The sequence below is a fragment of the Hymenobacter endophyticus genome (genome assembly GCF_032464715.1).
GTDB lineage: Bacteria > Bacteroidota > Bacteroidia > Cytophagales > Hymenobacteraceae > Hymenobacter > Hymenobacter endophyticus.
In genome coordinates, this window is record NZ_JAWDJT010000013.1 from 1 (window position 1) to 23,919 (window position 23,919).

Consider the following 23,919-nt stretch of genomic DNA (forward strand, 5'->3'; position numbering starts at 1 on the left):
TAGCCGCCTCAAGCAGTTTCGCCGCGTGGCCACGCGCTATGACAAGTTGGATGCCCATTTTCTGGCCTTTGTTCATCTTGCCGCAACCGTACTCTGGCTGCGTGACTGTTAACACTTCCTAGAATCTATGACCTACTGTTAAGCCTAATATTCCAGTTAAACCACCGGAATTGCGCAAGCTAGCCAGACCTATTCGACTGCCCAGAGCAGTATGTCTAGTGAGCAAGTATTCGTACTCCGATATTACATGGAACCCGGCGTTAACGCCTTGCGAAGGCTCCCAATTCACTTTCACATTTGTTATACTACCATCTCCGCGAATAGTATAAGAGGCTGCTCCCATTTTCTCATCCTCACAGTACCACACTGAAGGACCCGCCCCTAATCTCAGAGCATGTCGTGAACTGCGCAGAAAGTCGAATAAAAAGGTAGCATCGGCAGTAACTCGTTTTACGCGCCGGCCATATAGCTTGACATCTGTTCCAGTCAGATAACGCGGATTCGGCGCATTCAAATACCCCCCACTGAATGAAATTACCATTTTATCGTCGTGAAGGTGCCTAACATATTTCCCTAGATAGCGAACACCTACGTTATCAGGCATGCCCAAGTAATCGGCCCCGAGGTGGAAGGAGTTTTTGTACTCTGGCTGTTGAGCTTGAGTAACACTTATAACCAGTAGACTGAAGAAAGCCAGCAGTAAAATGCGCATTATTCTAGAAAAGTAAATTTTTCTTACGGAATATAAGTTCTGTTATTTAAAGTAAAGCTATCATCGGACGAATCATATCGAATAGGCCAACCATTATAAAACCCACTTCCTTGATCGATTCTATTTAAATAAAAAAATACATCATGCTTATAGTTAGTTTGAAATATAATATTATCATCTGATTTGTAATTTATAGTAAATCCTATGTTACCTTCCCCTGTACTTCCTGTTCCAAGTGGATCTTTCAGAGTTGTTTTTAAAGAGCCATTGATCGTGGAAGTGTTTCTATTATCCTCTTCATACAAAGCAATATTTTGCTCTTTGTTATCTACTTCCCAATCCTCATCCCATGCAATATCTATAGCACAGAATTTTTATTTCTAATATGCCAACGGTTGACCTCTCTTTGCTGAGTCTTGTATGCATCAGCCTGCACTTGCCCATCTGCAACCTTCAAAAAGCCATCCGCCCTAGTAAACACCATATCGTTACCGCCACCATTACCAGTAAAACTCACAAGTGCATCGTAATACTTCTTACATCTTAAATCTCCTATGTGAACCTGCTTAACCGCTCTAGGAATACCAGGAAGCACGATAGGACCTGAAGGTTGATAAACAGCGTTGGCAACAGCAGGTTCAGTATACGGCTCGATTCCGTTGATACCTATTATCAGAATAGGGTTATTATAAGCGTAATCATCGTCTATCAACACCTCTCTATACTGTTGATAACCGTTCTAATCAGTGTAAGGCTGCCAACCCCAAGCCTGATCAGCATCAGCAGTGGCAGTAACTATGCTCGTGATAGGTTGATAGTCATAGCCTCCACCACCCCCTTCTTGCTCGTAAGGTATTTGAAACACCTCACTATAAGGATAGTAAATAGAAACTTCTTGTTGATATACTTGTGAGCGATTAGCTAAGCTGTGCGTGTCAGTTTTTTTGATAAAATCAATAAAATTTGGGTCATTTAATTTCTCTACTTGCTTCCAAAATTCACTGAAAAATAATACTAAATCAATTCTTTTTTTTCTTACAATACTCAATAAACTTTTTGTTTTTTTTATTAAAACACTTGTCGTATGAAAAATAAGATTTTTTAGCAAAATAGATTCATCCGTATAAGCTTTTGCATATACAGCAGCACTCATTATTTTTACATTCTGCGGTTCTTTATACAACTCTTTTAAAATAATACCTATTTTACCTAAATTCTCCACCAACTTAATCTCATCAGATGATGTTGGGTACCTATAAATTAAACTAGGATTTATTTCACCTCTTGATTTTGGACGATCATCCTCTTGCTTCTCACAAGAAATAAGCGCACTATTGGCTAAAATGGCAGCAACGGCTAAAAGCGGTCTGTAATGTTTGTACACACTATTCTGAAGGTTTTATTGTTACGCACAAAAATCACAGATTTTACATTATCAACCTAAGCCAATGTTGGCGGTTTTGTGACAAGCCTTGATCAAGCATAATTCATCTTAAAGTTGCTCAACAGATGTTCAACGGCTATTTTGAATACTCTGCAAGCAGAAATCAGGGCACAAAGACCTTATTTGTGACATTGGGTGATGGCTCGTCTTGAATCTATTTCTCAGGCTGGCTCGTGCTATTGCAGGTTCACCAAGTATGGTGCCTACTCCAACCCTATGCAGGCCATTTGTCTGTGGCTGACAATTATATAGAGATACATTAACAGCCATGCAGTGGAAACAGACCCGACGGGCTACTCCCATAGGACCGATACATTGTTTACGAAACCACCATAGCTTTTTCCCTTACCCCAGCAACTCCTCAATATCCTCGCGGGTGAGGCTCTTGATGATAGCTTCGTCGGTGGTGATGAGGTCGGTGACCAGCTGGATTTTCTTGTTCTGCAAAGCCAGAATTTTCTCCTCCACCGTGTTCTGGGTGATGAATTTGTAGGTGAACACCGTGCGCTGCTGCCCAATGCGGTGGGCGCGGTCTACGGCCTGGGCCTCCACTGCCGGGTTCCACCAGGGGTCGAGGATGAACACGTAGTCGGCAGCGGTGAGGTTTAGGCCCACGCCGCCCGCTTTCAGGCTGATGAGAAACACCCGCAGCTCCTCAGTTTCCTGAAAACGGGCCACCTCCTTATGCCGGTCCCGGGTGTTACCGTCCAAGTAAGCGTACTCAATCTGGCGCTCATCCAGGGCCGCCCGCACGATGTCGAGGTGTTTTACAAACTGGCTAAACACCAGCACTTTGTGCCCCTCTGACACCACGTTTTTCACCATCCTAATTACTTCCCGCAGCTTGCCCGACTCGTGCTCATAGTCCTCGTGGGCCATGCGCGGGTGGTTGGCAATCTGGCGAAGCTTGGTGAGGCCCTGCAACAGCATAAACTGGGTGCTGGCCGTACCGTGCTCCTCCAGGCTCTGCAGAATTTTGTTGCGGTAAAAGCTCTTGGTTTCCTCGTAGCACTGCTGCTGCTCCTCCGTCATGGGGCAGTAGCTCAGGTTCTCAATCTTATCGGGTAGCTCTTTGGCCACCTGGGCCTTGTGCCGGCGCAGAATGAATGGCTTGATAAGGGCGTGCAGGCGGCGTGTTTTACCCTCGTCTTTGCCTTTTTCAATGGGCTTGAGAAATTCCTTGCGGAAGAATGCTTGGGTACCCAGCAGACCGGGGTTGATAAATGACATCTGCGACCATAAGTCCATGGTGCTATTTTCTACCGGCGTACCCGTGAGGATGAGGCGGTGGCGGGAGTGCAGCCCCCGCACGGCCTGGGAGGTAGTAGAGCCCGGGTTTTTAATGGCCTGCGACTCGTCCAGAATCACGTAGTCGAACTTGTAAGACTTCAGCAGCTCCGCGTCCAAGCGCACAATACCGTAGCTGGTCAGCACCACGTCGTAGTCGGCAAACTGCTCCACGTTTTTGTCGCGGTACGTGCCCGTGTAAATCAGCAGGCGCAGGGTGGGCGTAAACTTGAAGGCCTCCGTCATCCAGTTGTATACCAGGGAGGTAGGCATTACCAGTAGGGAAGCCGCGCTCTTCGCCGCGCCCGTTTCCTTGCGTTGCAGCAGCAGCGCCAGCGTCTGGATGGTTTTGCCCAGCCCCATATCGTCGGCCAAGCAGCCCCCAAACTGATACTCCTGCACAAAGTGCAGCCAGTTATACCCGGCTTTTTGGTAAGGTCGCAACTCGCCCCGGAAAGAGGCGGGCATGGGCCGGTCTTCCACAGTATCAAACTCGCGTAGCTTTTCCAGCTTGCGGCTCATCACCACCGTGGCCAGGTTGCCGTTCTGCAGGTCCGATACCAGTGCTAAGTGGTGCTTGCGCAGGGTGAGGGTATGGGCGTGCTCCTCCGAAAATGCAAACAATTCCAGGTACTGCGAAAACCACTCCTCGGGGATAATGGCAATCTGCCCGTTGGGGAGCCGGAACTCGTGGCGCTTATTCAGGATGTAGGGCCGCAGCTTGATAAAGGGAATTTCAAACTCCCCGAACGAAACCGTGCCGTGCACATCAAACCAGTCGTTGGTTTCAGTGATGCCTACCTGCACCGTTATGGCCCCAATGAAATAATCTTTGCCCGAGCTACTTCCCTGCTGCACCGTAAAGCCCATGCGGGCCAGCTCATCGGCGTGGTGATGCAGCCAGCGGAAGGCGGTGGCTTTTTCCAGCACGGCCCGGCCATTGCGTACTTCCAGGGCGCGGTCGGCCAGTTCGGCAATGATTTCCTGCTCCCGGTCCAGGTTCCGGATAAGGCGGTGAAATATGTAGTTGTCTTCCTTTTTCTCCAGCTTTACGCACACCCGCTTGTCGTGGGTAGTATGCACGGTATGGTCGCCGTAGCGGAAACTCAGGTCGAAGTGAATATGGTCAGAAGGGGCATCAGCGGTGGCTACGGCCGTGGCCGTGGGGCTGCTCCGCCGGGCCACAGCCGTGCGGGCAGCCGGCGCGGGCGGTACCACCGTAACCCGGGGCGCATCCGAAAACGTGAGTTGGGGCCGGGCCACGTACCGCTCCGAGCGGATATCAAACCCACGGGCATGCACATCAAACGACTCTACCAGTGGCGCCACGAAGCGCTGAAAGTAGCTATCCTCTACCTGCCGGGGAATTACAATAAACTTCTTGTTGAGAAAGGGCTTGATTTTTTTACCGTCCACATCGTTGTGAAAATTGTGCAGCACGTCGCCCAGCAGCAGCCAGGCCGGATGCTCGCACACAATCACGGCGTTTTTGTACTGAAAATCGAGCTTCTGGCCCTGATACTGAATGGTGGGGAAATAATGGGTGCTTTCCTCGTTGCGCCGAAAATGGAATAATACAGAAGCGGGTTCGGGTGCCACGCTGATTTCCCGCCAGGTAGGCTCCCCATCTTTGCCCGTAATGAACACGTATTTGCCCTGCAGCCGCGCCAGAATCTGGCCCATGCGGTCCTGCACGTAGTGGCAAATAGCCTCCTGCAGATTTTTGTCGCCTTTGTCGGCGTCGAAAATCTTTAGAAAAAAGTCGGCCGGAGTGGTTTTCTTCGACCAGAATTCCTTGATTACTGCGTCCTGCTGAATCTGGTCGGTAAGGGCAATTAGCTCAAAGTCCGTTTCATCCAGGCCATCGGCAAATTCCGGGGCGTTCTTGGCCGAAACCGTTTGGTGCTGCAGGGTTAGCTGGCCGCGCTGGTTGCGCTGTACTACATACGACTCAAATAAATAGCCCAGATACTCGTGCTCGAGTAATGAATATACTATTTGAAATGGCTGTGAAGTTGAAACCTTCATAGTTGGTAACTAGAATGCAACGTTGAGGGTAATATCAGTTGCCAAATACCATATTTTCTACCAAAAAGTAAAATTTAATCCATGAATAATTACATTATCCAGTTCAACGGATAGAATTCACCCGTCGGATTACCCTTTACAGTCTACGAAGGTAACGGTCTTCCCTTTTTATAGTTATAGTTTCTTGTAAAGAAACAAGCCGAATTGGCCGCTTTTTCGTGCGGTCAATTCGGCTTTACTACCAATTTGGGAAAACTCAGTGGTCCACCGCCAGGAATAGCGGGGTAGCTTCCCAATTGCGGAACAGATTTCTTACTTGGAACGCACTACAAATTCTCGCGCAAATCGAGACTGGCGGCATTCAGGGCAGGCCGGATGGATACGGCTATGGTAATAACAATGATGGCCACACCCGTGAGCACCACATCGGAGAGCTGCATCTTGACGGGGTAAGAATCTACCACGCTAGTAGCCATGCCCATACTCACGATATGGAAGGTTTGCTGTAGCCAGCAGATACCCACGCCCAGCACCAAGCCGGTAACCGCGCCTACCTGGGCCACAATGGCTCCTTCCAGCAAAAACACATTCCGGATGGTGCGGGAGCTGGCTCCTACGGCCATTAGCACGGCAATATCCTTGCGCTTGTCAATCACCAGCATCGACAGGGAGAAGAAGATATTGATACTGGCAATGAGCAGGATGAAGGCGAAGGTGATGAACACAAACATCTTCTCCACCTTGATGGCCTTCAGCAGGGACACATGCTGCTCGTCCGAATCCAGCACTTTGAAGCTGCTGCCGAGCTGCTTTTTCAGGGCATCCTTCACGTCGCCAATGTCGCGGCCGGGTTTGGCTTTTACCTCCAGGGCCGTGCGGCGGTTGCCGTAGCGCAGCAGGTTTTGGGCAAACTCCAGGGGCACGAAAATGTAGCTGTCGTCGATGTGCTGCTCAATCAGGAACACGCCGCCGGCCAGAATATTCTGCTCGTTGAAGGCGGTTTCGGGGTTCATCGACAGCGTTTTGCGGCCCGTGTTGCGCGGGTACAGCAGGTGCATGGGCGAGAACCGGTTGTCGAGGGTGATGCTGAGCTCGTGCTGCACGCCGGCCCCTACCAGGGCGTAGTCCATCCCGTCGCGGTGCAGGCGGTGGCTACCATCCACAATGGCCGAATCGATGTTGCTTTGCAGGTGGTAGTTATCCGAAACGCCCTTCATCTTCACCACCATTTGCCGGTCGTGGTACTGCAGCAGGGCGTTGTCCTCGATTACCTCCGTCACCAGGGCTACACCGGGCGTGGCGCGCAGGGTAGCCAGCATGGGGGCCTGGAGCTCAAAGGATTTACCCTTAACGGCAGTAATCACCAGATCAGGGTCCGACTTGCCGTAGAGGGAACGAACTAAGTCCTCCAGCCCATTGAACACTGACAGCACAATAATCAGCGCCATCGTTCCCACGGCCACGCCCACCATGGAAATGTTGGAGATAATGCTGATAATGTTGCGCTTCTTCTTCGAGAGAAAATAACGCCGGGCAATGAGCAAAGGTACGTTCACGTGCGGGGCGCGGGGCGGAGCTAGTTAAAGGGCTGCGTGTAGGAAATAGCAACGGAATAATCAGGAGCAAGATACGCCACTGAACGAAAAAGGTCTATTTCCAGGCTTTTACAATGAGGCCGGTACCCGATTCGTGCTTGGAATTGGCATCAAACCAATTGAGCAGCAAGCAGAACGGGAAGGTAAGCAGATAGTAGAAAGGCAGCAACAGGAAGAACAGCCGCGACTTGCCCAGCATCAAAATAGGATACTTCATGCTCAGGCGCCAGGAAACCTGGCCCGGCTCCCCATAGCTGTACTGGGCCTCAATGCGCTCGAAGCCGGCCGTGCGCAGCTTCTGCTGAATCTCGTGAATGTTGTAACCGTCCCGCACGTGCTCCTCAATGAAGCTGGTTTCGCCGTCGGAGTGCACATCGGAGCCGCCCTGGTCGGAGGGGGTGGAAATCAGCAACATTCCGCCGTCCTTGAGGGAAGCGTGAATATTACGAAACACTTCTACGTCTTCCAGAATGTGCTCCATCACATCTACCGACAGGGCCAAATCAAAGGAGTTAGGCTGTTGGTAGAGTACCAGGTCCTGCACGGCAAACTGGGCGTTGGTGCGGCCAATCTGACGGAAAAAGCGGTTGGAATCGGCTACCTGGTCGTCCTTGACATCCACGGCCAGAATCTGCCACTTACGGCTCAGCCCCGACAGCCAGTACGTGTACTGCCCGTAGCCCGAGCCGGCATCCAGAATATTCAGGGCCTCCCCGGTTCGGCCCTTCGACCACTGCCGTAGCTCCCGGTGCACGTGCCAGGTACGCAGCAAGAGCAAATCGAGCAGATGATAAAATAGCTGGCGCAACCAGGGCGTCCGGTTGAACACTTCGCCGAGCGACTTTTTAATCGGGTCGTAGTACAAGGAGGGAAATGTGAAGTTGTGAAGGGTGAAATTGTGAATGAAGTTAAGATGGACCACCAGCCCTATCACAACTTCACCCTTCACAATTTCACTATTGTCTATTCGTCTTCGTCGGCGAAGAGTTTGGGGCGCTTGGGAGCAGCGTCGGGGTTGTCGGGGGCCGGCTCGTTGGAGGTGGCGGGCGGAATGTGCAACTGCCCCAGCACCTGGTCCATGTGGGCGGCGTAGGAGGCCGAGTCATCGAGGAAGAACACCAGTTCGGGCACAATGCGCAGCTGCTTGCGCACGCGCTTGGCCAGCGCCTGCCGGATTTCCTTGGCATTGTCCAGCACCAAGTCCAGCTGCTGGGTATCGGAGCCGCTGTTGCCTACTGTGAGCACGCTCAGGTACACGCGGGCTACGCCCAGGTCGGGCGAGACGCGCACGAGGGTAATGCCCGGAGGCAGGCCCGGAAACACGTGTGGTAAGTCGCGCTGAAATACGGCGGCCAAATCCTGCTGAAGCAGGCTGGCTACCTTCTGTTGTCGTTTGCTATCCATAAGAATCGGCAAAGATAGGGACTTACGGACTTGAGTACCTGCAGCCAGGGCCGAAGAGGGAGGCTATATTTGCCAGCTAACACTCCGGGCGGCGGCAAACCAACGCGTGTTGCGCTTTTCCCCTCCCTGGAGCACTCCGGTTTCTAAGCTTTTTCCTCTTGCTTCAATTCTTTAAAAGCTCCCTGCTCACTCGCCTGATAGTGCTGCTGCTGCTGCTGCTGGCTTTGCGGCTGCCGCTGCTCTGGTGGGGCATTCCGCTGATGCCCGTGGAGCTGCGCAGCCTGCTGATAGGCGAGCGGCTGCACGACGGAGCCCGCCTCTACCAGGACGTGTACGACAGCACAGCCCCGCTGGCGGCGGCCTTGGCGGGCCTCGCTGAGCTGGCCGGCAACCGCTTGCTGTGGCTGCACCGGCTCCTGGCGTTGGCCCTGTTCACGTTCCAAGCTCTGCGCTTCAACTTTGTACTTAACCGCGCCGATGTGCACCCCGAGCGGGGCTACGTGGGTGCGCTGGTGTACCTGCTACTGGGCTCCATCACCCCCGACCTGGACATCCTCTCCCCCCTGCTGCTAGGGCACTCCTTTCTCATAGCTGCCTTTAGTGCCCTGCTGCCCACCTCCCGGGAGGGCTATGACAACCGGCGGCTGTTTCGGGCGGGGTTTCTGATTGGGGTGGCAGCGTTGTGCTATTTGCCGCTGGCGCTGTTTCTGCTGCTGGGGCTGTTTGCCGTTATCATTTTCGCGGCCAGCTCTTTCCGGAGCTTTTTGCTGCTACTGTGCGGTTTTTTCTTCCCGTATGCAGTGGTAACTACGTTTTTCCTGTACACCAACTCGCTGCCGGGTTTTTCGCAGTTTCATTTGCAGCCTACGTTCAGCGGGCTGGTAGCCGGGGCCGATGGCCTGCCGCTGTGGGTGCAGCTGCGGCTACTGGTACTGCCGGGGCTGCTGCTGCTGCTGGGCCTGGGGCGCAGCTTTGCCATTCCGCCGGGCCTAGTGTTTCAGGTGAAGTTTCAGCAACTGATGCTGGTGTGGCTGGTGGTGGCCGTGGCCATGGGCGCGGCCGGCGGGGGCCGGGCCCCGGGTACGCTGGTACTCATTCTGCCCCCACTCACCTACTTCAGCCTCTACCTCTGGCAGAAGAACCGCCGGGCCTGGGTGCCGGAACTGCTGTTGCTGCTGGTAGTGGGGGCAGTGCTGGTGCTGCGCTACCGTTCGGCCCTGTTTCTGGATGCCGTTATTCCGGTTCCGCTGGAAAGCCGCTACGCCGTGCAGCCCAATCCTCGCTACGCTTTTCTGCAGGGCCAGCAAATTCTGGTGCTGGGCCCCGATATGCGGCCTTATGCCCAAAACCGCTTGGCTACGCCTTACCTGGATTGGCAACTGGCCCAAACCGACCTGGGACGCCTCAACGAATACGATGCCGTGTTTCGGGTGGCGCGCAACTTCCAGCTAGCCCCGCCCCGCTACCTCATCGACCAGCGCGGCCTAGTGCCGGAGCTGCAGTACAAGATACCCGCCGTTTTCAGCCGCTACGAACCCACCAACACGCCCGGCGTGTATCGGCTTAAACGGTGAGATGGTGATTTAGTGAAATGGTGAGTTTGATGTTTCGGCAGCACCTGTTGCGCGGCTTAAACATCAAACTCACCATCTCACCGTCTCACCGTCTAGCTAATGCTTACGCGGACTTTGGCGGTGTACTCGCGCAGGGCGGTTTTGAAGTCGGCGCCGGTATCCTTCATGTGGTTGAGGATGAAGATGGCCGCGAATACGTGCGTAAGCTGTTCGCCTTCATCTTCGCCTTCCACCTCGAAAGCGGGAGTCTGTTCTTCCAGTAGAGCCTCCTCAGCAGCTACCAAGCTCTCCAGCGTCTGGGTTTCTACCAGGCGCTTGATTACGGGCATTTTCATAGCGAAGCGGGCTTAGTTCAGGCGCGAAATCAGGCTGGCTACGGCCTCTTCCTTGCTAGCGGCCACGGTATCTACCAGCTCTCCGTTGCGGAACACGGCGAAGAAGGGCAGGTTAGTTACGCTGGCCAGTTTGCGGGCCTCCGGGCTGGTTTCGGCGTTTACGTCTAGGAAGGCCATATCTTGATTCTGCTCAGCCAGGCGCTTAAACTTGGGCGAGAACAGGCGGCAGTTGCCGCACCAATCGGCGTAGTATTTCACTACTACCTTCTCATTGTCTTGCAATAGTTGTTGAAAATCGGCGTCAGTGGCTTTCGTTACGGACATTATGCGGTTGGTTGGTAGAAGAAATCAGGCTCAACAGAGGAGAATCATTCTCATCTGGCAGCAAAGGTAAAGCCCAAAATGGCCAAAAAAGTTTGTCTGCTTCAACTTTTCTGCCGGAGTACGTGCTTATCAGGCTGGGCCGAACTCTGGCTTCATCGAGCCGTTTAGCTGTTTGCCCTTTCTCTTTTCGGCCTCTCTTTATGCATACTCTCCTCTTCTTCGGCGACTCCCTCACGGCTGGCTACCAGCTCCGCGCCAGTGAGTCGTTTCCGGCCCGTATCCAGGAAAAGATTGACGCGGCGGGCCTCGCTTACAAAGCCTATAACTACGGCGTAAGCGGCGAAACTAGCGCCGGAGGCCGCCAGCGCATCAGCTCCGTTCTGCAGCGCTTTGATACGATTGATGTGTTTGTGCTGGAACTGGGGGCCAACGACGGCCTGCGGGGTATTCCGGTGCGGGAAACCACCCAGAACCTGCAGTTTATTCTGGATGCAGTGCGCCGGGCCCATCCTGAGGCCCGAGTGGTGCTGGTAGGCCTGGAATTTCCCTTTGATTTGGGGCCGCTGGCTACACTAGGCGGCGGGCGGCTGGGCAACTATGCTCAGGAGTTTAATGCGCTATTTCGGCAGCTGGCCGAGAAAAACGCAGTGGACTTTGTGCCTTTTCTGCTGCACGGCGTACTGGGCCAGCGCCACCTCAACCTCCCCGACGGGGTACACCCCAATGCCGAAGGCCAGAAGCTGCTGGCTGCCAACGTGTGGCAGGTGCTGCAGCCAGTACTGGAGCGGCAGCCCTAGCGCAACAGCCCGGAACCGTATTCCTGCTATTTTAGCCCCTCAATCTGCCACTTCTCTTTCCTTGCTATGAAACGCCCTTTTTACCGTCTTGGCGACTGGCGCCGCAACCTGTTTCTGCTCACGGCGGCCGCTAGCCTGGGCCTGGGGGTTCTGCCGGCCTGCTCCTCCAACGACAACCGCACCGATACCTCGGAGCCCTCCTGGGATAACGCCGCGTCGGACTCTTACAGCCAAGGCGTTATCACCGAAATGACGGAAACCCAGCCGGGCCAGTGGAAAATTACGGCCGAGCGTCCGGCCGGGAAGGAAGAAGTAGCCGCCATTCTCCGGCACTTTGATGGCAAAGTGGATACGTTGCAGGGCCAGGCCTTGCAGCAGCAGATGCAGGATTACACCCGCCGCTACCCCGAAAACCGGGTAGGCAGCACCGGCATGATGGATGTGCTCATGTGGAGCGGCATTGGGTACATGGCTGGCCGCTGGCTTACGCCCAACACCGGCTACTATGCTTCGCCAGGCATCTTCCAGGGAAACAACGGCTGGCGGCAGAATATTGCCCGGGAGCGGGACAATGAGCGGCGCGGCTTTTTTGGGCGAGGTTTTACGGGCAGCCGCACCAGCGGCAACGCGGGCATCAGTGCCAGCCCCACCGTGCGGCGCTCCGTGTCGCGCAGCACTTACCGTAGCTCGGCCCCCCGCAGCAGCCGCAGCAGTGGCTTCGGCAGCCGGGGCGGCTCTCGGGGCTTTGGGGGGTAAGCTCCTGGTTTCAAACCGGTCGGGGAACGACAAACGGTCATACCTTATCTGGCGTCCGCTTGTTGAAGTATCAGTTCCGCTCCACCTGAACGCCACACTGGCCGGGGGTTTACACTCTGGGCCGTAGAGTCGTGGTCATCATAACCCCAGCCCGCAAGATTCCTCGCACGCTCGGGATGACGTTCATGCGAAGCGTTGAAACTGCATTAGCTCTGCTCAGCATGACAACCGGAACAAAACCAGCTGACGCTCAAAAAATTACGTTATGATTCGATTATTGCCGCTATCCGGTAATGTGGAGCCGGCCATTCGCCAGCTGGGCTGGGATTGGGCCGTGGAAGATGCCTGCGCCGCTTACTTGGCCCCCGAAGCCGTGGCCCTGCCCGAACCTGAGGCTGAAACCCTGCTCCAGGCCGTCGACACCCTCTACGACATGCTGGTGCAAGCCATTCCGGACCCCATTCCCGACGACTTTCTGCAGCAGCTCGGTATTCCTACTAACCTCTGGGAAGCCGTGCGCCACAGCTGGAACGATGAGCGGCACTGGCACCTCTACGGCCGCTTCGACCTGGCCCAGACGCCCGAGGGACCTAAGCTAGTGGAGTTCAACGCCGATACGGCCACCAGCATCCCCGAAACGGCCGTGGTGCAGTGGGCCAGCCTTATGGCCGCCGGCCGCCCCGCCGAAGAACGGCAGGCTAACGGTCTGTTTGAGGGCCTGGAAGCTCAGCTGCACCACTGGCGGGAGCTGAACTCTGACCTAGCGCCCCACCTGCTGCTGGTGCACCTGCCCGACAGCGCCGAGGACGAAACCAACTGCGCCGTGGTAGCTGAAGCCGCCCGCGCGGCCGGGTTCAGCACCACCCATAGTTGCCCCGTGGATGCCATGCGCGTAGCCGTGGAGGGGGAGGACCGGGGCATTTGGGCGGAGGTGGCACCCAACCAATGGCAGCGCTTCGACTTTCTGTTTAAGCTGGTTCCCTGGGAGCTGCTGGCCGATGAGGAACCGGATCTTACTGCCGACCTCACCCACCTGCTGCTCACCCGTGACCTAGTTATTGCCAACCCGGCCTACACGCTGCTATTCCAAAGCAAAGCCCTGCTGGCCCGCCTCTGGGAAGTGTTTCCCCACCACCCGCTGCTGGTGGAAGCCAGCCTGCGCGACTTAGCGGGCCACCACGTGCGCAAGCCTTTGTTCGGGCGCGAAGGCCAGAACCTGACCGAGCTGGATGGCACGCAGACTCGCCAGGAGCAGCCCGGCGACTTTGCCGACCAGCCCCAGGTGCGCCAACGCTGGCTTGATTTCCCGACTGACGCCGAGGGCCGCCGCTACCAGGCCGGTGTGTTCTGGGCCGGGGAGGCCTGCGCCATTAGCTTCCGCCGGGACGTGGGCATTATCACCAACCTCTCCGAGTTCGTCCCGCACATTCTCACCAAGTAGATTTTGCTACCGGCTACTAGGTAAGAATAAAGCTAGAAACTAGTTCCCCTTCTCAGATGAGGAGGGGCTAGGGGTGGTTGACAGTTACTCAACGTAAACTAGAAATTAGCTCTAGCAACCGTTCTAATGCAACATCAACCACCCCTAACCCCTCCTCATCTGAGGAGGGGAACTAGCTTTTAGCCTTTCAGCAAGAACTATTTAGCGTTGTACATCCGCTCGTAGTACTCGGTGGCCATGCGGTGCGACTCGAACTCGGGCTCTACCTCGCGCATGCCGGTTTTCACCAGCTCCAGGAACTTCTCGGGCTGGCCGTAGTAGAGGGGCACGATTTCGTTTTCGAGCACGTCGAGCACGTTGGTGGCTTCGATGTTGTCCTTCACCTCATCGGGCTGGTTGATGTCGGTGTGCTCGATGATGAACCCGTTTTCGCCGTGGCGCACGAACTCCGGAATCCAGCCGTCGGCAATGCTCAGGGAGGCCGAGGCGTTCATAGCGGCCGTCATACCCGAGGTGCCGGAGGCTTCGCGGGGGTAGCGGGGCGTGTTCAGCCAGATATCGGAGCCCTTTTTCAGAGCCGCCGACAAAGCCAGCTCATAGCCCGTGAGCACGGCGCAGTTCTTCAGGTTCTTGGTCTTCTCGATGATGCTGTTGAACAGGCCGATAGCACCGAAATCCTTAGGATAGGGCTTACCGGCCCAGATAACCTGCACGGGCCGGTCGGCGTTGTTCACGATATCCAGGAACCGCTCGAAGTGGCGCAGAATTAGGTCGGCGCGCTTATAGCCGGCAAAGCGGCGGGCCCACACAATGGTCAGCACCTCGGGGTCAAGCAGGGTACCGGTCTGGTCGGCCACGATGTCGAACAGTTCCTTTTTCAGCTCCCGCTTGCGGGCTTTCAGGGCCTTATCGTCGCCAGCCTCCAGGGCTTCGTGCAGGGCTTTGTCGCGCCAGTAGGTGCCGTTCTGGGAGTTGGTAATGGCAATGATGGGGCAGATACCCGCGTTAGTGCCCCACATGTCGTTGGCCACCTCGCCGTGCACTTTGCTCACGCCATTGGAGATGCGCGAGAAGCGCAGGGCCGTGAGCGTGTAGTTCACCCGCTCGTTCTCCACCAGGCCCAGGCTGCGCACTTCCTCCAGCGGCACGTTGCCGAAGAATGACATGTCGTGCAGCAGTTTCACGGGGTGTTCCTCATTGCCGGCCAGCTCGGGCGTGTGGGTGGTGAACACCAGGCGCTTCTTCACCTCCTCCAGGTTGCGGCCGTGCTTGTCGTAGAGGTAGAAGGCCAGGGGCAGGCCGTGGCCCTCGTTGAGGTGGTACACCTCCGTGTGGCGGCCCAGCACATCGAGCAGCTTGCCCCCACCTACGCCCAGCAGGATGCTCTGGGCCACGCGGGCAGCCGTATCGGCGTCGTAGAGGTGGTGGGAGATGGTGCGGGAGAGGTAGTCGTTTTCGGGAATGTCCGTCGTGAGAAAGAACATGGGAGCCGTCCCGAACGTGTCGGGGGCAAGGTACAGGGCCTTTACCATCACCTGCGCGTTGTGGATGGTAATGGGGAACACCAGGCCGGTATCCTGCAGGAAGCTGTAGTACTTCAGACGGAAGTCGGCGCGCATGCTCTGGTCCTCGTTGCGGCCCTGATCATAATAACCAAACGACCATAGAATGCTGATACCTACCAGGTTCTGTTTGAGCTCATACACGGAGCGCATGTGGGAGCCGGCCAAAAAGCCTAGGCCGCCGGAGTAGGTTTTCAAGGCCTGATCCAAAGCGAATTCCATGGAAAAATACGCCGCCGGGGTACTGAATTCGGGAGCGGGCGTGTAGGTATTAAACTCGAATGCCATAGTAGCAGAATGTGTGCGGTGAGTGTGAGCTTACTGGTAGTGCTGAGAAAAATCAGCTCACCCATTGAAAGCCCAAAAAAAGCGGAAAAGAATGGACCAAGCGGATTGCATTCAGATAAGAATGCCAAAATGTTAACGCGCCACTAGTAAAAGGCAAACAAGCACCACTAAATGGGCCGGGTGAGCTGTCCGACTCGTTTTTGCTAGGCGGTAACTTTTACCCGATTTGTCTGGCAGCCCGGACGAGCTTGAGCAAGCTAAGTGTTTGATAATAATTCCATAATATTCCTGCCTCTTTTTGCTGTTCGGGCGCCCGATACCTTTGCCGAAAGAGCTTTTCGATTCCTTTTTCTCACTCCACAACCACCCTACACCTCATGCGTTACCCCCTGCGCTGGCTTACAGCTTCCCTGTTGAGCCTTACCGTTCTGTCCTGCGCCAAACAGGATAATCTTCCTTCCCCCATTGCCGCCACCGCCACCACTGGGGCGGCCGATGTGAGCAGCGCCGGCTTCCCGGAAGGCTTTGAATCTGGTACTAAAACGGCGTATACCACCGGCTCCGTCACGCTCGGCTCCGGCTCCTGGACGCTCAACGATGCCCTGCTGGGCAACACCACCGCCGACCCCAAAACTGGCGCCCAATCGGCCCGGGTGCGTAATGTGGGCTCCCTCACCATGAACTTCAACGCCACCACCGGCGCGGGCGTGGTTACGGTGCAGCACGCCGTATACGGCACCGATGGCAGCTCGCAGTGGGAGCTATGGGTAAGTCAAAACAGCGGCAGCAGCTACACCAAAGCAGGCAGCACCATCACCACCAGCAGCACAAGCCTGAGCACGGCTTCGTTCACAGTAAACCTGAGCGGCAACGTGCGCCTGCAGATCCGCAAGACCTCGGGCGGTACCAACCGCATCAACTTTGATAACGTGACGATGGAGCAGTACGGGGGCGGTACCACGCCGCCGCCCACTGGCTCAGCCAAGAAATTCCTGTTCGATGGCTCGCATGGGGAGTTGGCCGGCAACGCCGACTGGGTGCTGGACGTGGAAAGCGGCGTGGCCGTGCGCTACCCCTTGCCGGCCCAGAGCGGTATTACGGCAACCACCTCAGAAACCTACTGGACGGGCGCGGTTTCGGCCTGGGGCGTGGCTCTGGTGAAGCTGGGCCACACGGTGGAGCAGCTGCCCGCCGGTACCGCCATCAGCTACGGCAACAGCAGCAACCCCCAGGACCTGAGCAACTACAGCGTGTTTGTGGTAGATGAGCCCAACACCGTCTTCACCGCCGCCGAAAAAACGGCCATCCTGCAGTTTGTGCAAAACGGCGGCGGCCTGTTCATGATTTCCGACCACACCATCTCGGACCGCAACAACGACGGCTGGGACTCGCCCGAAATCTGGAACGACCTGATGCAGAATAACTCCGTGAAGACCAACCCCTTCGGCTTCTCGGTGAACATGGACAACATCGTGGAGAACAGCACCAACGCCCTCACCACTAGCACCAATACCATCATGAACGGCTCCCAGGGCCGGGTGTCGCAGCTGTCCTTCCACAACGGCGCCACCATGACCCTCAACCCCACCGCCAACAGCACGGTGCAGGGCCTGGTGTGGCGCAGCTCGGCCACGCAGGGCAATAGCCTGGCCATGGCCGCCAGCAGCACCTTCGGCACGGGCCGCGTAGTAATTATCGGCGACTCCTCGCCGGCCGATGACGGCACCGGCTCGCCCGGCAACACGGTGTACGACGGCTGGAACGAAAACGTGAGCCACGCCCGCCTGCACCTGAACGCCTCCTTGTGGTTGGCGAAGCTGCAATAACCGGCCTCGATCAACCAGCAACTACCTCTGCAGCCCCGCTGTCCGGCTTGTGCCGGCGGCGGGGCTTTTGGTTGGGCAAAAGTGAGGTAGTCACCTCGCCTTCACAACGGCATTACCCACCCTGAAAGCCCTAACAACTATCTTGTATCAATCCAGCACCAAAAACCCATCAATACGTCACCATTTCCGGACCGGGAAACAGTAGCATGAGCGGGGCCAGGGTGCGTACCTTGGCAGAACCGTTTCTGACTTCCCATCCGCGTATGAACTCCTTCCGATTTCTGCCTCTGCTGGCTGGCTCCTTGCTGGCCGCTACCACCGCTTCTGCAACGCTGGCGGCTCCGGCCTTAACCGTTACCGAAGCTACCGCCCCGGCCGCCAAAACGGCTGCCATCCAACGCATCGACCCCACATTTTGGTGGGTGGGCATGAAGAACCCCAAGCTGCAGCTACTGGTGCATGGCCCCGGCATTGCCAGCAGCACCGCCACGCTCAAAGCTTACGAGGGCGTAACCCTGGACGGCGTGCAGAAGCTGGAAAGCCCGAACTACCTGCTGCTCAACCTCACCATCAGCCCCTCGGCCAAGCCCGGCAAGCTGCAGCTGGAGTTCAAGGGGGATAAGAAAACGACCTTTGCCTACGAGCTGCGCCAGCGCACCACCCCCGGCGACAAGCAGAAAGTGCAGGGCCTTACCCAGCAGGATTTCATCTACTTCCTGATGCCCGACCGGTTCTCGAATGGGGACCCCAAGAACGACTACATTACCGGCATGCGCGCCCCCAAAGTGGCCCGCGACTCGATGTACGCCCGCCACGGCGGCGACCTGAAAGGACTAGAAAACCACTTCGACTATCTGAAGAAGCTGGGTGCCACGGCCGTGTGGATGACGCCGATAGTGGAAAACGACATGCCCAAGGCCAGCTACCACGGCTACGCCCTCACCGATTACTACAACACCGACCGGCGCTACGGCACCCTGGAGGAGTACCGGCAGTTTGTGGATAAGGCCCATAAAAACGGACTGAAAGTGGTGCACGACGTGGTGCTCAACCACATGGGCTCGAAGAACTACCTGTTCCTGGACCAACCGGCCAAAGACTGGTTTAACCAATGGCCCCGCTTCACGCGCAGCAACTACAACTCCTCGGCCCTCAACGACCCCTACGGCTCGGAGCTGGACCGGAGCCTCTACAACCGCGGCTGGTTTGATACCACCATGCCCGACGTGAACCAGAGCAACCCGCTGGTGGCTACTTACCTCATTCAGAACTTCCTGTGGTGGGTGGAGTACACCGGCCTCGATGCCTACCGCATCGATACTTACCCCTACTCCGACCCCAAATTCCTGATGCAGTGGGGCCAGGCCATGCAGGAGGAATTCCCGACGCTGTTCAGCTTCGGCGAGGCCTGGGTAGGCAGCACGGCCCAGCAGGCGTTCTTTGCCCGCAACGTGTTTCAGCCCGTGGATGGGTTTAAGTCCAACCTGGAGTCGGTGTTCGATTTTCAGTCGCAGGGCGCGGTACATGATGCCTTGCGCGGCGACCAGCCCAACATGAACCGGATGTACGAGGCCCTGCAGGGCGACTGGATGTACGAGGATGCTACCCGCAACGTGACCTTCCTCGACAACCACGACATGAGCCGGTTTTACTCAGTGATAGGGGAGGACTTTGCCAAGTACAAGCTGGGCGTGGCCTGGCTGCTCACCTGCCGCGGCATTCCGCAGCTGTACTATGGCACCGAAGTGCTGATGAAGAACTTCTCCAACCCCGACGGCAAGGTGCGCGAGGATTTCCCCGGCGGCTTTGCCGGCGACAAGACGAACTACTTCACCGCCGCCGGCCGCACCGGCCAGGCCGGCGAGGCGTTCAACTACGTGAGCAAGCTGGCCCAGTACCGCAAGGCCCACCCGGTACTGGCCACGGGCAAGCTCATGCAGTTCATCCCCCAGGACGGCGTGTACACCTACTTCCGCTACAACGACCAGGGCGAGGCGGTGATGATTCTACTCAATGGCAATAAGGAAGAGAAAACGGTGGACGGCACCCGGTTTGCGGAGCGCACCGGCAGCTTCACGGGCGGCACCGAAATTACCACCGGCGCGGCGCTGTCGGACCTCAAGAGCTTCAAAGTGCCGGGTCGCACGGCCTGGGTGGTGGAGCTGAAAAAGTAGGAATAGCCGGGGCCGGCGGGAACCACTGCCAGCCTTGCCTACTTATATAGTGCAATCCGGTACTATTTTCAGCTTTAACCTGACGAAACCATGACCGACCTGACCGACAAAGTAGCTATTGTAACGGGTGCTAGCCGGGGCATCGGCCGCGCCATTACCCTGCTGCTGGCCATGCAGGGTGCCAAAGTGGTAGCCGTGGCCCGCACCGCCGAGGAGTTGGAGGAGCTCAACGCCAAAACCCAGGGCTTGGCCATTCCGGCCGACGTGGCCGACGAAGACGACGCGGCCCACATTGTAGCCGAAACTCTCAGCCACTTTGGCCGCCTGGATATTCTGGTCTGCAACGCAGGGGTGGGCTCGTTTAACCTGCTAGAGCACTTTGACGCCGCCGAGTGGGACCGGATATTCGATGTGAACGTGAAGGGTACGTTTCTGCTGTGCAAAGCCGTGGTACCCCACTTCAAAGCCCAGGGCAGCGGCCACATTGTGGGCATTACCTCCGATGTGAGCAAGCGCACCTTTGAGCACGGCACGGCTTACGGGGCCAGCAAGTTTGCCCAGGATGCGCTGCTCAGCTCCCTGCGCAAGGAAGTGCGGCCCCACGGTGTGAAGGTCAGCACCATTTACCCTGGCCTGGTGGATACCTACTTCAACGACTCCCGGCCCGGCAGCCTAGACGCCGAGAAAACCCACCTCAAACCCTCCGATGTAGCCCAAGCCGTGCGCTACGTGCTGGAAGCCCCGGCCCATGTGGTGGTGGATGAGTTGATGCTGCACCCGATGACGCAGGAGTGGTAGATTTTGGATTGCGCGCTGGTAACGACCGTCATGCTTGATCTGACGTCCGCTTGTCGAAGCATCTCTACCGCTTCGTTGAATAAGATCAGACGAAGCGGTAGAGATGCTTCGACAAGCGGACGTCAGATCAAGCATGACAGCCCATCTAGCACCAACCCACCTAAACGCCTATCTTGTTCGCCGATGAAATATCTTTTTCTACCAGCCGCAGCCTGTGCCTTCGGGCTGGCGGCCTTTGGGCTTTCTTCCTTCACCTCGCAACCCTCCGCTTCCGTGGCCGAAACCGTTCTTTCTTCGGACCCCAACACCACCGACGAGCAGCCTCAGGACCATAAGCTGGTGATTTACCAGATGATGACCCGCCTGTTCGGCAACAAAACCGCCGTGAACAAGCCCTACGGCACGCTCCAGGAAAACGGCGTGGGCAAGTTCAACGACATTACCGGCCCGGCCCTGCAGGCCATCAAGAAGCTGGGCGCCTCGCACGTGTGGTACACCGGCGTAATTGAGCACGCCACCATGACGGACTACACCAAGCAGGGCATTGCCCTGGATGATGCCGACGTGGTAAAAGGTCGCGCCGGCTCGCCCTACGCCATCAAGGATTACTACGACGCGAACCCCGACCTGGCCGTGGACGTGAAAAACCGCATGCGGGAGTTCGAGGCCCTGGTGAAGCGCACCCACGACAACGACCTGAAAGTCATCATCGACTTCGTGCCCAACCACGTGGCCCGCACCTATAAGTCGGATGCCCACCCAGCGGGCGTGGCCGATTTGGGGGAGAAGGATGACAAAACCACGGCCTTCGCGCCTAACAACAACTTTTACTACCTGCCCGGCAAGCCCTTCGTGGTACCGGCCGGCTACAACCCGCTGGGCGCACTCAAAGGCCCCCGCGAGGACGGTAAATTCCAGGAAAACCCGGCCAAGGCCACCGGCAACGACGTGTTTTCGGAAGCGCCCAAGGTGGACGACTGGTTTGAAACCATCAAGCTCAACTACGGCGTCGATTACCAGAACGGCCGCAAAAAGCACTTCGAGCAGACGCCCGATACCTGGCTGAAAATGCGCGACATTCTCATCTTCTGGGCTAAAAAGGACGTGGACGGTTTCCGTTGCGACATGGCCGAGATGGTGCCGGTAGAGTTCTGGGCCTGGGTGATTCCGGAGCTGAAAAAGGTGAACCCCCAGCTGGTGTTCATCGGCGAAGCCTACGACGCCAAGACGTACAAAATGTACATCGAGCAGGGCAAGTTTGATTACCTCTACGACAAGGTGGGCCTCTACGACGGCCTGCGCCGCCTCATGCGCGGCGAAGGCAGCACCGAGGACATTACCAAAGTGTGGAAGGAGGAAAGCCGGGGCTTCAGCAACCATATGCTGCGCTTCCTGGAAAACCACGACGAGCAGCGCATTGCCAGCAAGGACTTCGCCGGCAACCCCCGGGCCGCCATTCCGGCCATGACGGTTTCGGCCACCCTGGCCACTGGCCCGGTGATGCTGTACTTCGGGCAGGATGTGGGCGAGCCGGCCCACGGCTCGGAAGGCTTTTCGGGTGAGGACGGCCGCACCACCATCTTCGACTATTGGGGCGTGCCTGAGCACCAAAAATGGATGAACGGCGGCAAGTTCGACGGGGGCAAGCTCAGCCCTGAGCAGCGCCAGCTCCACGATTTCTACGCCCGCCTGCTCACGCTCAGCAGCCAGAGCGACGCCATCCGCCAAGGTAAGTTCTACGAGTTGCAGGACGCCAACAACCTCGACGCGCAGTACAACCAGCGCCAGCTCTACACCTATGTGCGCTACACCGGGAAGCAGAAGCTGCTCATCGTGGTGAACTTCAGCCCGGACAAAACCTACCGGCCCACCATCCGGATTCCGCAGAACGTGATGCAATTGATGGGCCTCAACCCCCAGCAGTTCTACACCTACTCGGAGCTGCTCAGCCAGGCCCCGGCCGTACAAACCCTCAACCTCACCCTGGCCCCCCAAAGCGCCTACATCTTCGAAATCAACCCCAAAAAATAGTTGGTAGTTGCTGGTTGTCAGTTGTTAGCATCAGGCATTATAGCTAAACACTAACAACTGACAACTGACAACCAGCAACTGACAACTAACCCTCCCTTAATTCCCACACAGTCATATGGCAACTAGTGTAGTAGCCGCTCCCACCGGCACCGACAACAAACCCCGCCTCAGCTTCTGGCAGATCTGGAACATGAGCTTCGGCTTCCTAGGCATTCAGTTCGGTTTTGCCCTGCAGAACGCCAACGTCAGCCGCATTTTCGAAACGCTGGGCGGTACCGAAATTGCCCTATACTGGCTGGCGGCCCCGCTTACTGGTATGCTCGTGCAGCCCATTATCGGGTATATGTCGGACCGCACCTGGAGCCCGAAATGGGGCCGCCGCCGGCCATTTTTCCTGGTGGGGGCGGTGCTGGCCTCCTTTGCCTTGCTGGTGATGCCCAACGTATCGGCCCTGTGGATGGCGGTGGGCATGCTCTGGATTATGGACTCCAGCATCAACATCAGCATGGAGCCGTTCCGGGCGCTGGTGGGTGACTTGCTGCCCTCGGAGCAGCGCACCACGGGTTTCGCGGCCCAGACGTTCTTTATCGGCGTGGGAGCCGTGGTGGCTTCTATGCTGCCCTGGATGTTCACCAACTGGTTCGGCATTGCCAATACGGCCCCGGCCGGCCAGATTCCGCCCTCGGTGAAATATGCCTTCTACATCGGCGCGGTGGCCTTCTTCACGGCGGTGCTCTGGACGGTACTGACCACCAAAGAATACCCGCCGGCCGATATGGCTGAGTTTGAGGAGGAGAAGCGCCGCACTGCGGGTTTCTGGAATGGTATCCGCGAGTCGTTCGGCGGTATCTTCCACATGCCCAAGACGATGGCCCAGCTGGCCATTGTGCAGTTCTTCTCCTGGCTGGCGCTGTTTTCGATGTGGATTTACACTACGCCCGCCGTTACCAGCCACATCTACCACACCACCGACACCACTTCCAAGCTCTACAATGAGGGGGCCGACTGGGTGGGCGTGTGCTTTGCCACCTACAACGGTGTTTCGGCCGTGGCGGCTTTGCTGCTGCCGTTTATTGCCCGCGCCACCAGCCGCCGCTTCACGCATCTGCTGTGCCTGGTGGCCGGCGGCCTGGGCCTGATTTCCATCTACTTCATTCAGGACCCCAAAATGCTACTCGTGTCCATGATTGGGGTGGGCATTGCCTGGGCTTCTATCCTGAGCGTACCCTACGCCATGCTGGCCGGCGCGCTGCCCGCCAACAAAATGGGCTACTACATGGGCGTGTTCAACTTTTTCATTGTGATTCCGCAGGTGGTAGCGGGCCTGATTCTGGGCTTCTTCACCAAGTCGGTATTCGGCGGTGAATCGATTTACACCCTGATTCTGGGCGGCATCTCCATGATTATCTCGGGCCTGCTGACCCTGCGCGTCCACGACGCCGACGACATCCGCCTGCCCGCCGACGCTACCCTCCAGACCAGCTCACCCGGCTACGATACCACCGTGGAATCCGACCCGCGCGTGTAATCGAGAAGCCGGTTT

18 protein-coding genes and 1 pseudogene are annotated in these 23,919 nt (G+C 56.8%); 10 read left to right on the top strand and 9 right to left on the bottom strand.

Features of this window, described 5'->3' with window-relative positions; genetic code table 11:
* Positions 1 to 112, top strand: a pseudogene (locus ROI90_RS17165) (IS5/IS1182 family transposase); the annotation flags it as partial.
* Positions 113 to 1,070: 958 nt separating this feature from the next.
* Here ROI90_RS17165 and ROI90_RS17170 read toward each other — a convergent pair.
* The 6 genes from ROI90_RS17170 to ROI90_RS17195 all read right to left on the bottom strand — a co-directional run bounded on the left by ROI90_RS17170 (position 1,071) and on the right by ROI90_RS17195 (position 8,470).
* The gene (locus ROI90_RS17170) at positions 1,071 to 1,424 is read right to left on the bottom strand and encodes a hypothetical protein (protein WP_315999589.1); all 354 of its coding nucleotides are present in this window, start codon (positions 1,422 to 1,424) and stop codon (positions 1,071 to 1,073) included.
* Positions 1,425 to 1,451: 27 nt separating this feature from the next.
* On the bottom strand, positions 1,452 to 2,096 hold the full coding sequence (locus tag ROI90_RS17175; protein ID WP_315999590.1) for a hypothetical protein: 645 nt from the start codon (positions 2,094 to 2,096) through the stop codon (positions 1,452 to 1,454).
* Between the two features lie 405 nt (positions 2,097 to 2,501).
* On the bottom strand, positions 2,502 to 5,471 hold the full coding sequence (locus ROI90_RS17180; RefSeq protein WP_315999591.1) for a DEAD/DEAH box helicase: 2,970 nt from the start codon (positions 5,469 to 5,471) through the stop codon (positions 2,502 to 2,504).
* A 326-nt stretch (positions 5,472 to 5,797) separates the two neighbouring features.
* A complete protein-coding gene (locus ROI90_RS17185; protein ID WP_315999592.1) occupies positions 5,798 to 7,027 on the bottom strand; it encodes an FtsX-like permease family protein in 1,230 nt (409 codons plus the stop codon).
* Between the two features lie 94 nt (positions 7,028 to 7,121).
* Positions 7,122 to 7,931, bottom strand: a complete 810-nt coding sequence (locus ROI90_RS17190) for a class I SAM-dependent methyltransferase (protein ID WP_315999593.1) — start codon at positions 7,929 to 7,931, stop codon at positions 7,122 to 7,124.
* Between the two features lie 98 nt (positions 7,932 to 8,029).
* A complete protein-coding gene (locus ROI90_RS17195) occupies positions 8,030 to 8,470 on the bottom strand; it encodes a ribosome-binding factor A (protein WP_315999594.1) in 441 nt (146 codons plus the stop codon).
* A gap of 158 nt (positions 8,471 to 8,628) precedes the next feature.
* On the opposite strand from ROI90_RS17195, the gene ROI90_RS17200 reads away from it, so the two are divergent.
* Entirely contained in the window at positions 8,629 to 10,044 is a 1,416-nt protein-coding gene (locus ROI90_RS17200) for a hypothetical protein (protein WP_315999595.1), read from the top strand.
* Positions 10,045 to 10,136: 92 nt separating this feature from the next.
* On the opposite strand, the gene ROI90_RS17205 is transcribed toward ROI90_RS17200, so the two are convergent.
* Together ROI90_RS17205 and ROI90_RS17210 are read right to left on the bottom strand one after the other, a co-directional pair.
* Positions 10,137 to 10,379 carry a DUF6952 family protein gene (locus ROI90_RS17205; RefSeq protein WP_315999596.1) on the bottom strand — a complete coding sequence of 81 codons (243 nt, stop codon included), beginning with the start codon at positions 10,377 to 10,379 and terminating at the stop codon, positions 10,137 to 10,139.
* A 12-nt stretch (positions 10,380 to 10,391) separates the two neighbouring features.
* Complete coding sequence (locus tag ROI90_RS17210) at positions 10,392 to 10,703, bottom strand: thioredoxin family protein (RefSeq protein ID WP_315999597.1); 312 nt, start codon at positions 10,701 to 10,703, stop codon at positions 10,392 to 10,394.
* Positions 10,704 to 10,903: 200 nt separating this feature from the next.
* Between ROI90_RS17210 and ROI90_RS17215 the strand changes: the two genes are divergently transcribed.
* The 3 genes from ROI90_RS17215 (at position 10,904) to ROI90_RS17225 (ending at position 13,697) form a co-directional block, all read left to right on the top strand.
* Positions 10,904 to 11,500 carry an arylesterase gene (locus ROI90_RS17215; protein ID WP_315999598.1) on the top strand — a complete coding sequence of 199 codons (597 nt, stop codon included), beginning with the start codon at positions 10,904 to 10,906 and terminating at the stop codon, positions 11,498 to 11,500.
* A gap of 66 nt (positions 11,501 to 11,566) precedes the next feature.
* On the top strand, positions 11,567 to 12,256 hold the full coding sequence (locus ROI90_RS17220) for a hypothetical protein (RefSeq protein ID WP_315999599.1): 690 nt from the start codon (positions 11,567 to 11,569) through the stop codon (positions 12,254 to 12,256).
* A 265-nt stretch (positions 12,257 to 12,521) separates the two neighbouring features.
* Positions 12,522 to 13,697: a glutathionylspermidine synthase family protein gene (locus tag ROI90_RS17225; protein ID WP_315999600.1), complete on the top strand. Its 1,176-nt coding sequence runs from the start codon at positions 12,522 to 12,524 to the stop codon at positions 13,695 to 13,697.
* 197 nt (positions 13,698 to 13,894) lie between these two features.
* Here ROI90_RS17225 and glgP read toward each other — a convergent pair whose 3' ends face one another.
* Entirely contained in the window at positions 13,895 to 15,547 is a 1,653-nt protein-coding gene (glgP, locus tag ROI90_RS17230) for an alpha-glucan family phosphorylase (protein WP_315999601.1), read from the bottom strand.
* Between the two features lie 377 nt (positions 15,548 to 15,924).
* Here glgP and ROI90_RS17235 point away from each other — a divergent pair, with 377 nt between their 5' ends.
* From ROI90_RS17235 to ROI90_RS17255, 5 genes are all read left to right on the top strand, one after another.
* Positions 15,925 to 17,373 carry a hydrolase gene (locus ROI90_RS17235; RefSeq protein WP_315999602.1) on the top strand — a complete coding sequence of 483 codons (1,449 nt, stop codon included), beginning with the start codon at positions 15,925 to 15,927 and terminating at the stop codon, positions 17,371 to 17,373.
* A gap of 263 nt (positions 17,374 to 17,636) precedes the next feature.
* Positions 17,637 to 19,547 (top strand): glycoside hydrolase family 13 protein, encoded by a 1,911-nt coding sequence (locus ROI90_RS17240; RefSeq protein WP_315999603.1) that lies wholly within the window; start codon positions 17,637 to 17,639, stop codon positions 19,545 to 19,547.
* Between the two features lie 90 nt (positions 19,548 to 19,637).
* On the top strand, positions 19,638 to 20,345 hold the full coding sequence (locus ROI90_RS17245) for an SDR family oxidoreductase (RefSeq protein WP_315999604.1): 708 nt from the start codon (positions 19,638 to 19,640) through the stop codon (positions 20,343 to 20,345).
* Positions 20,346 to 20,528: 183 nt separating this feature from the next.
* A complete protein-coding gene (locus ROI90_RS17250; RefSeq protein ID WP_380230180.1) occupies positions 20,529 to 22,376 on the top strand; it encodes an alpha-amylase family glycosyl hydrolase in 1,848 nt (615 codons plus the stop codon).
* A 115-nt stretch (positions 22,377 to 22,491) separates the two neighbouring features.
* Positions 22,492 to 23,904, top strand: coding sequence for an MFS transporter (locus tag ROI90_RS17255; RefSeq protein WP_315999605.1), 1,413 nt, complete (start codon positions 22,492 to 22,494; stop codon positions 23,902 to 23,904).
* Positions 23,905 to 23,919: the final 15 nt, after the last annotated feature.

What these genes read in the sequence shown, in the direction of transcription:
- ROI90_RS17180 (WP_315999591.1), bottom strand. Translation starts at nt 5,471, where the DNA reads ATGAAGGTTTCAACTTCACAGCCATTTCAAATAGTATATTCATTACTC.
- ROI90_RS17195 (WP_315999594.1), bottom strand. Translation starts at nt 8,470, where the DNA reads ATGGATAGCAAACGACAACAGAAGGTAGCCAGCCTGCTTCAGCAGGAT.
- ROI90_RS17205 (WP_315999596.1), bottom strand. Translation starts at nt 10,379, where the DNA reads ATGAAAATGCCCGTAATCAAGCGCCTGGTAGAAACCCAGACGCTGGAG.
- ROI90_RS17210 (WP_315999597.1), bottom strand. Translation starts at nt 10,703, where the DNA reads ATGTCCGTAACGAAAGCCACTGACGCCGATTTTCAACAACTATTGCAA.
- ROI90_RS17215 (WP_315999598.1), top strand. Translation starts at nt 10,904, where the DNA reads ATGCATACTCTCCTCTTCTTCGGCGACTCCCTCACGGCTGGCTACCAG.
- ROI90_RS17220 (WP_315999599.1), top strand. Translation starts at nt 11,567, where the DNA reads ATGAAACGCCCTTTTTACCGTCTTGGCGACTGGCGCCGCAACCTGTTT.
- ROI90_RS17225 (WP_315999600.1), top strand. Translation starts at nt 12,522, where the DNA reads ATGATTCGATTATTGCCGCTATCCGGTAATGTGGAGCCGGCCATTCGC.
- glgP (WP_315999601.1), bottom strand. Translation starts at nt 15,547, where the DNA reads ATGGCATTCGAGTTTAATACCTACACGCCCGCTCCCGAATTCAGTACC.
- ROI90_RS17235 (WP_315999602.1), top strand. Translation starts at nt 15,925, where the DNA reads ATGCGTTACCCCCTGCGCTGGCTTACAGCTTCCCTGTTGAGCCTTACC.
- ROI90_RS17240 (WP_315999603.1), top strand. Translation starts at nt 17,637, where the DNA reads ATGAACTCCTTCCGATTTCTGCCTCTGCTGGCTGGCTCCTTGCTGGCC.
- ROI90_RS17245 (WP_315999604.1), top strand. Translation starts at nt 19,638, where the DNA reads ATGACCGACCTGACCGACAAAGTAGCTATTGTAACGGGTGCTAGCCGG.
- ROI90_RS17250 (WP_380230180.1), top strand. Translation starts at nt 20,529, where the DNA reads ATGAAATATCTTTTTCTACCAGCCGCAGCCTGTGCCTTCGGGCTGGCG.
- ROI90_RS17255 (WP_315999605.1), top strand. Translation starts at nt 22,492, where the DNA reads ATGGCAACTAGTGTAGTAGCCGCTCCCACCGGCACCGACAACAAACCC.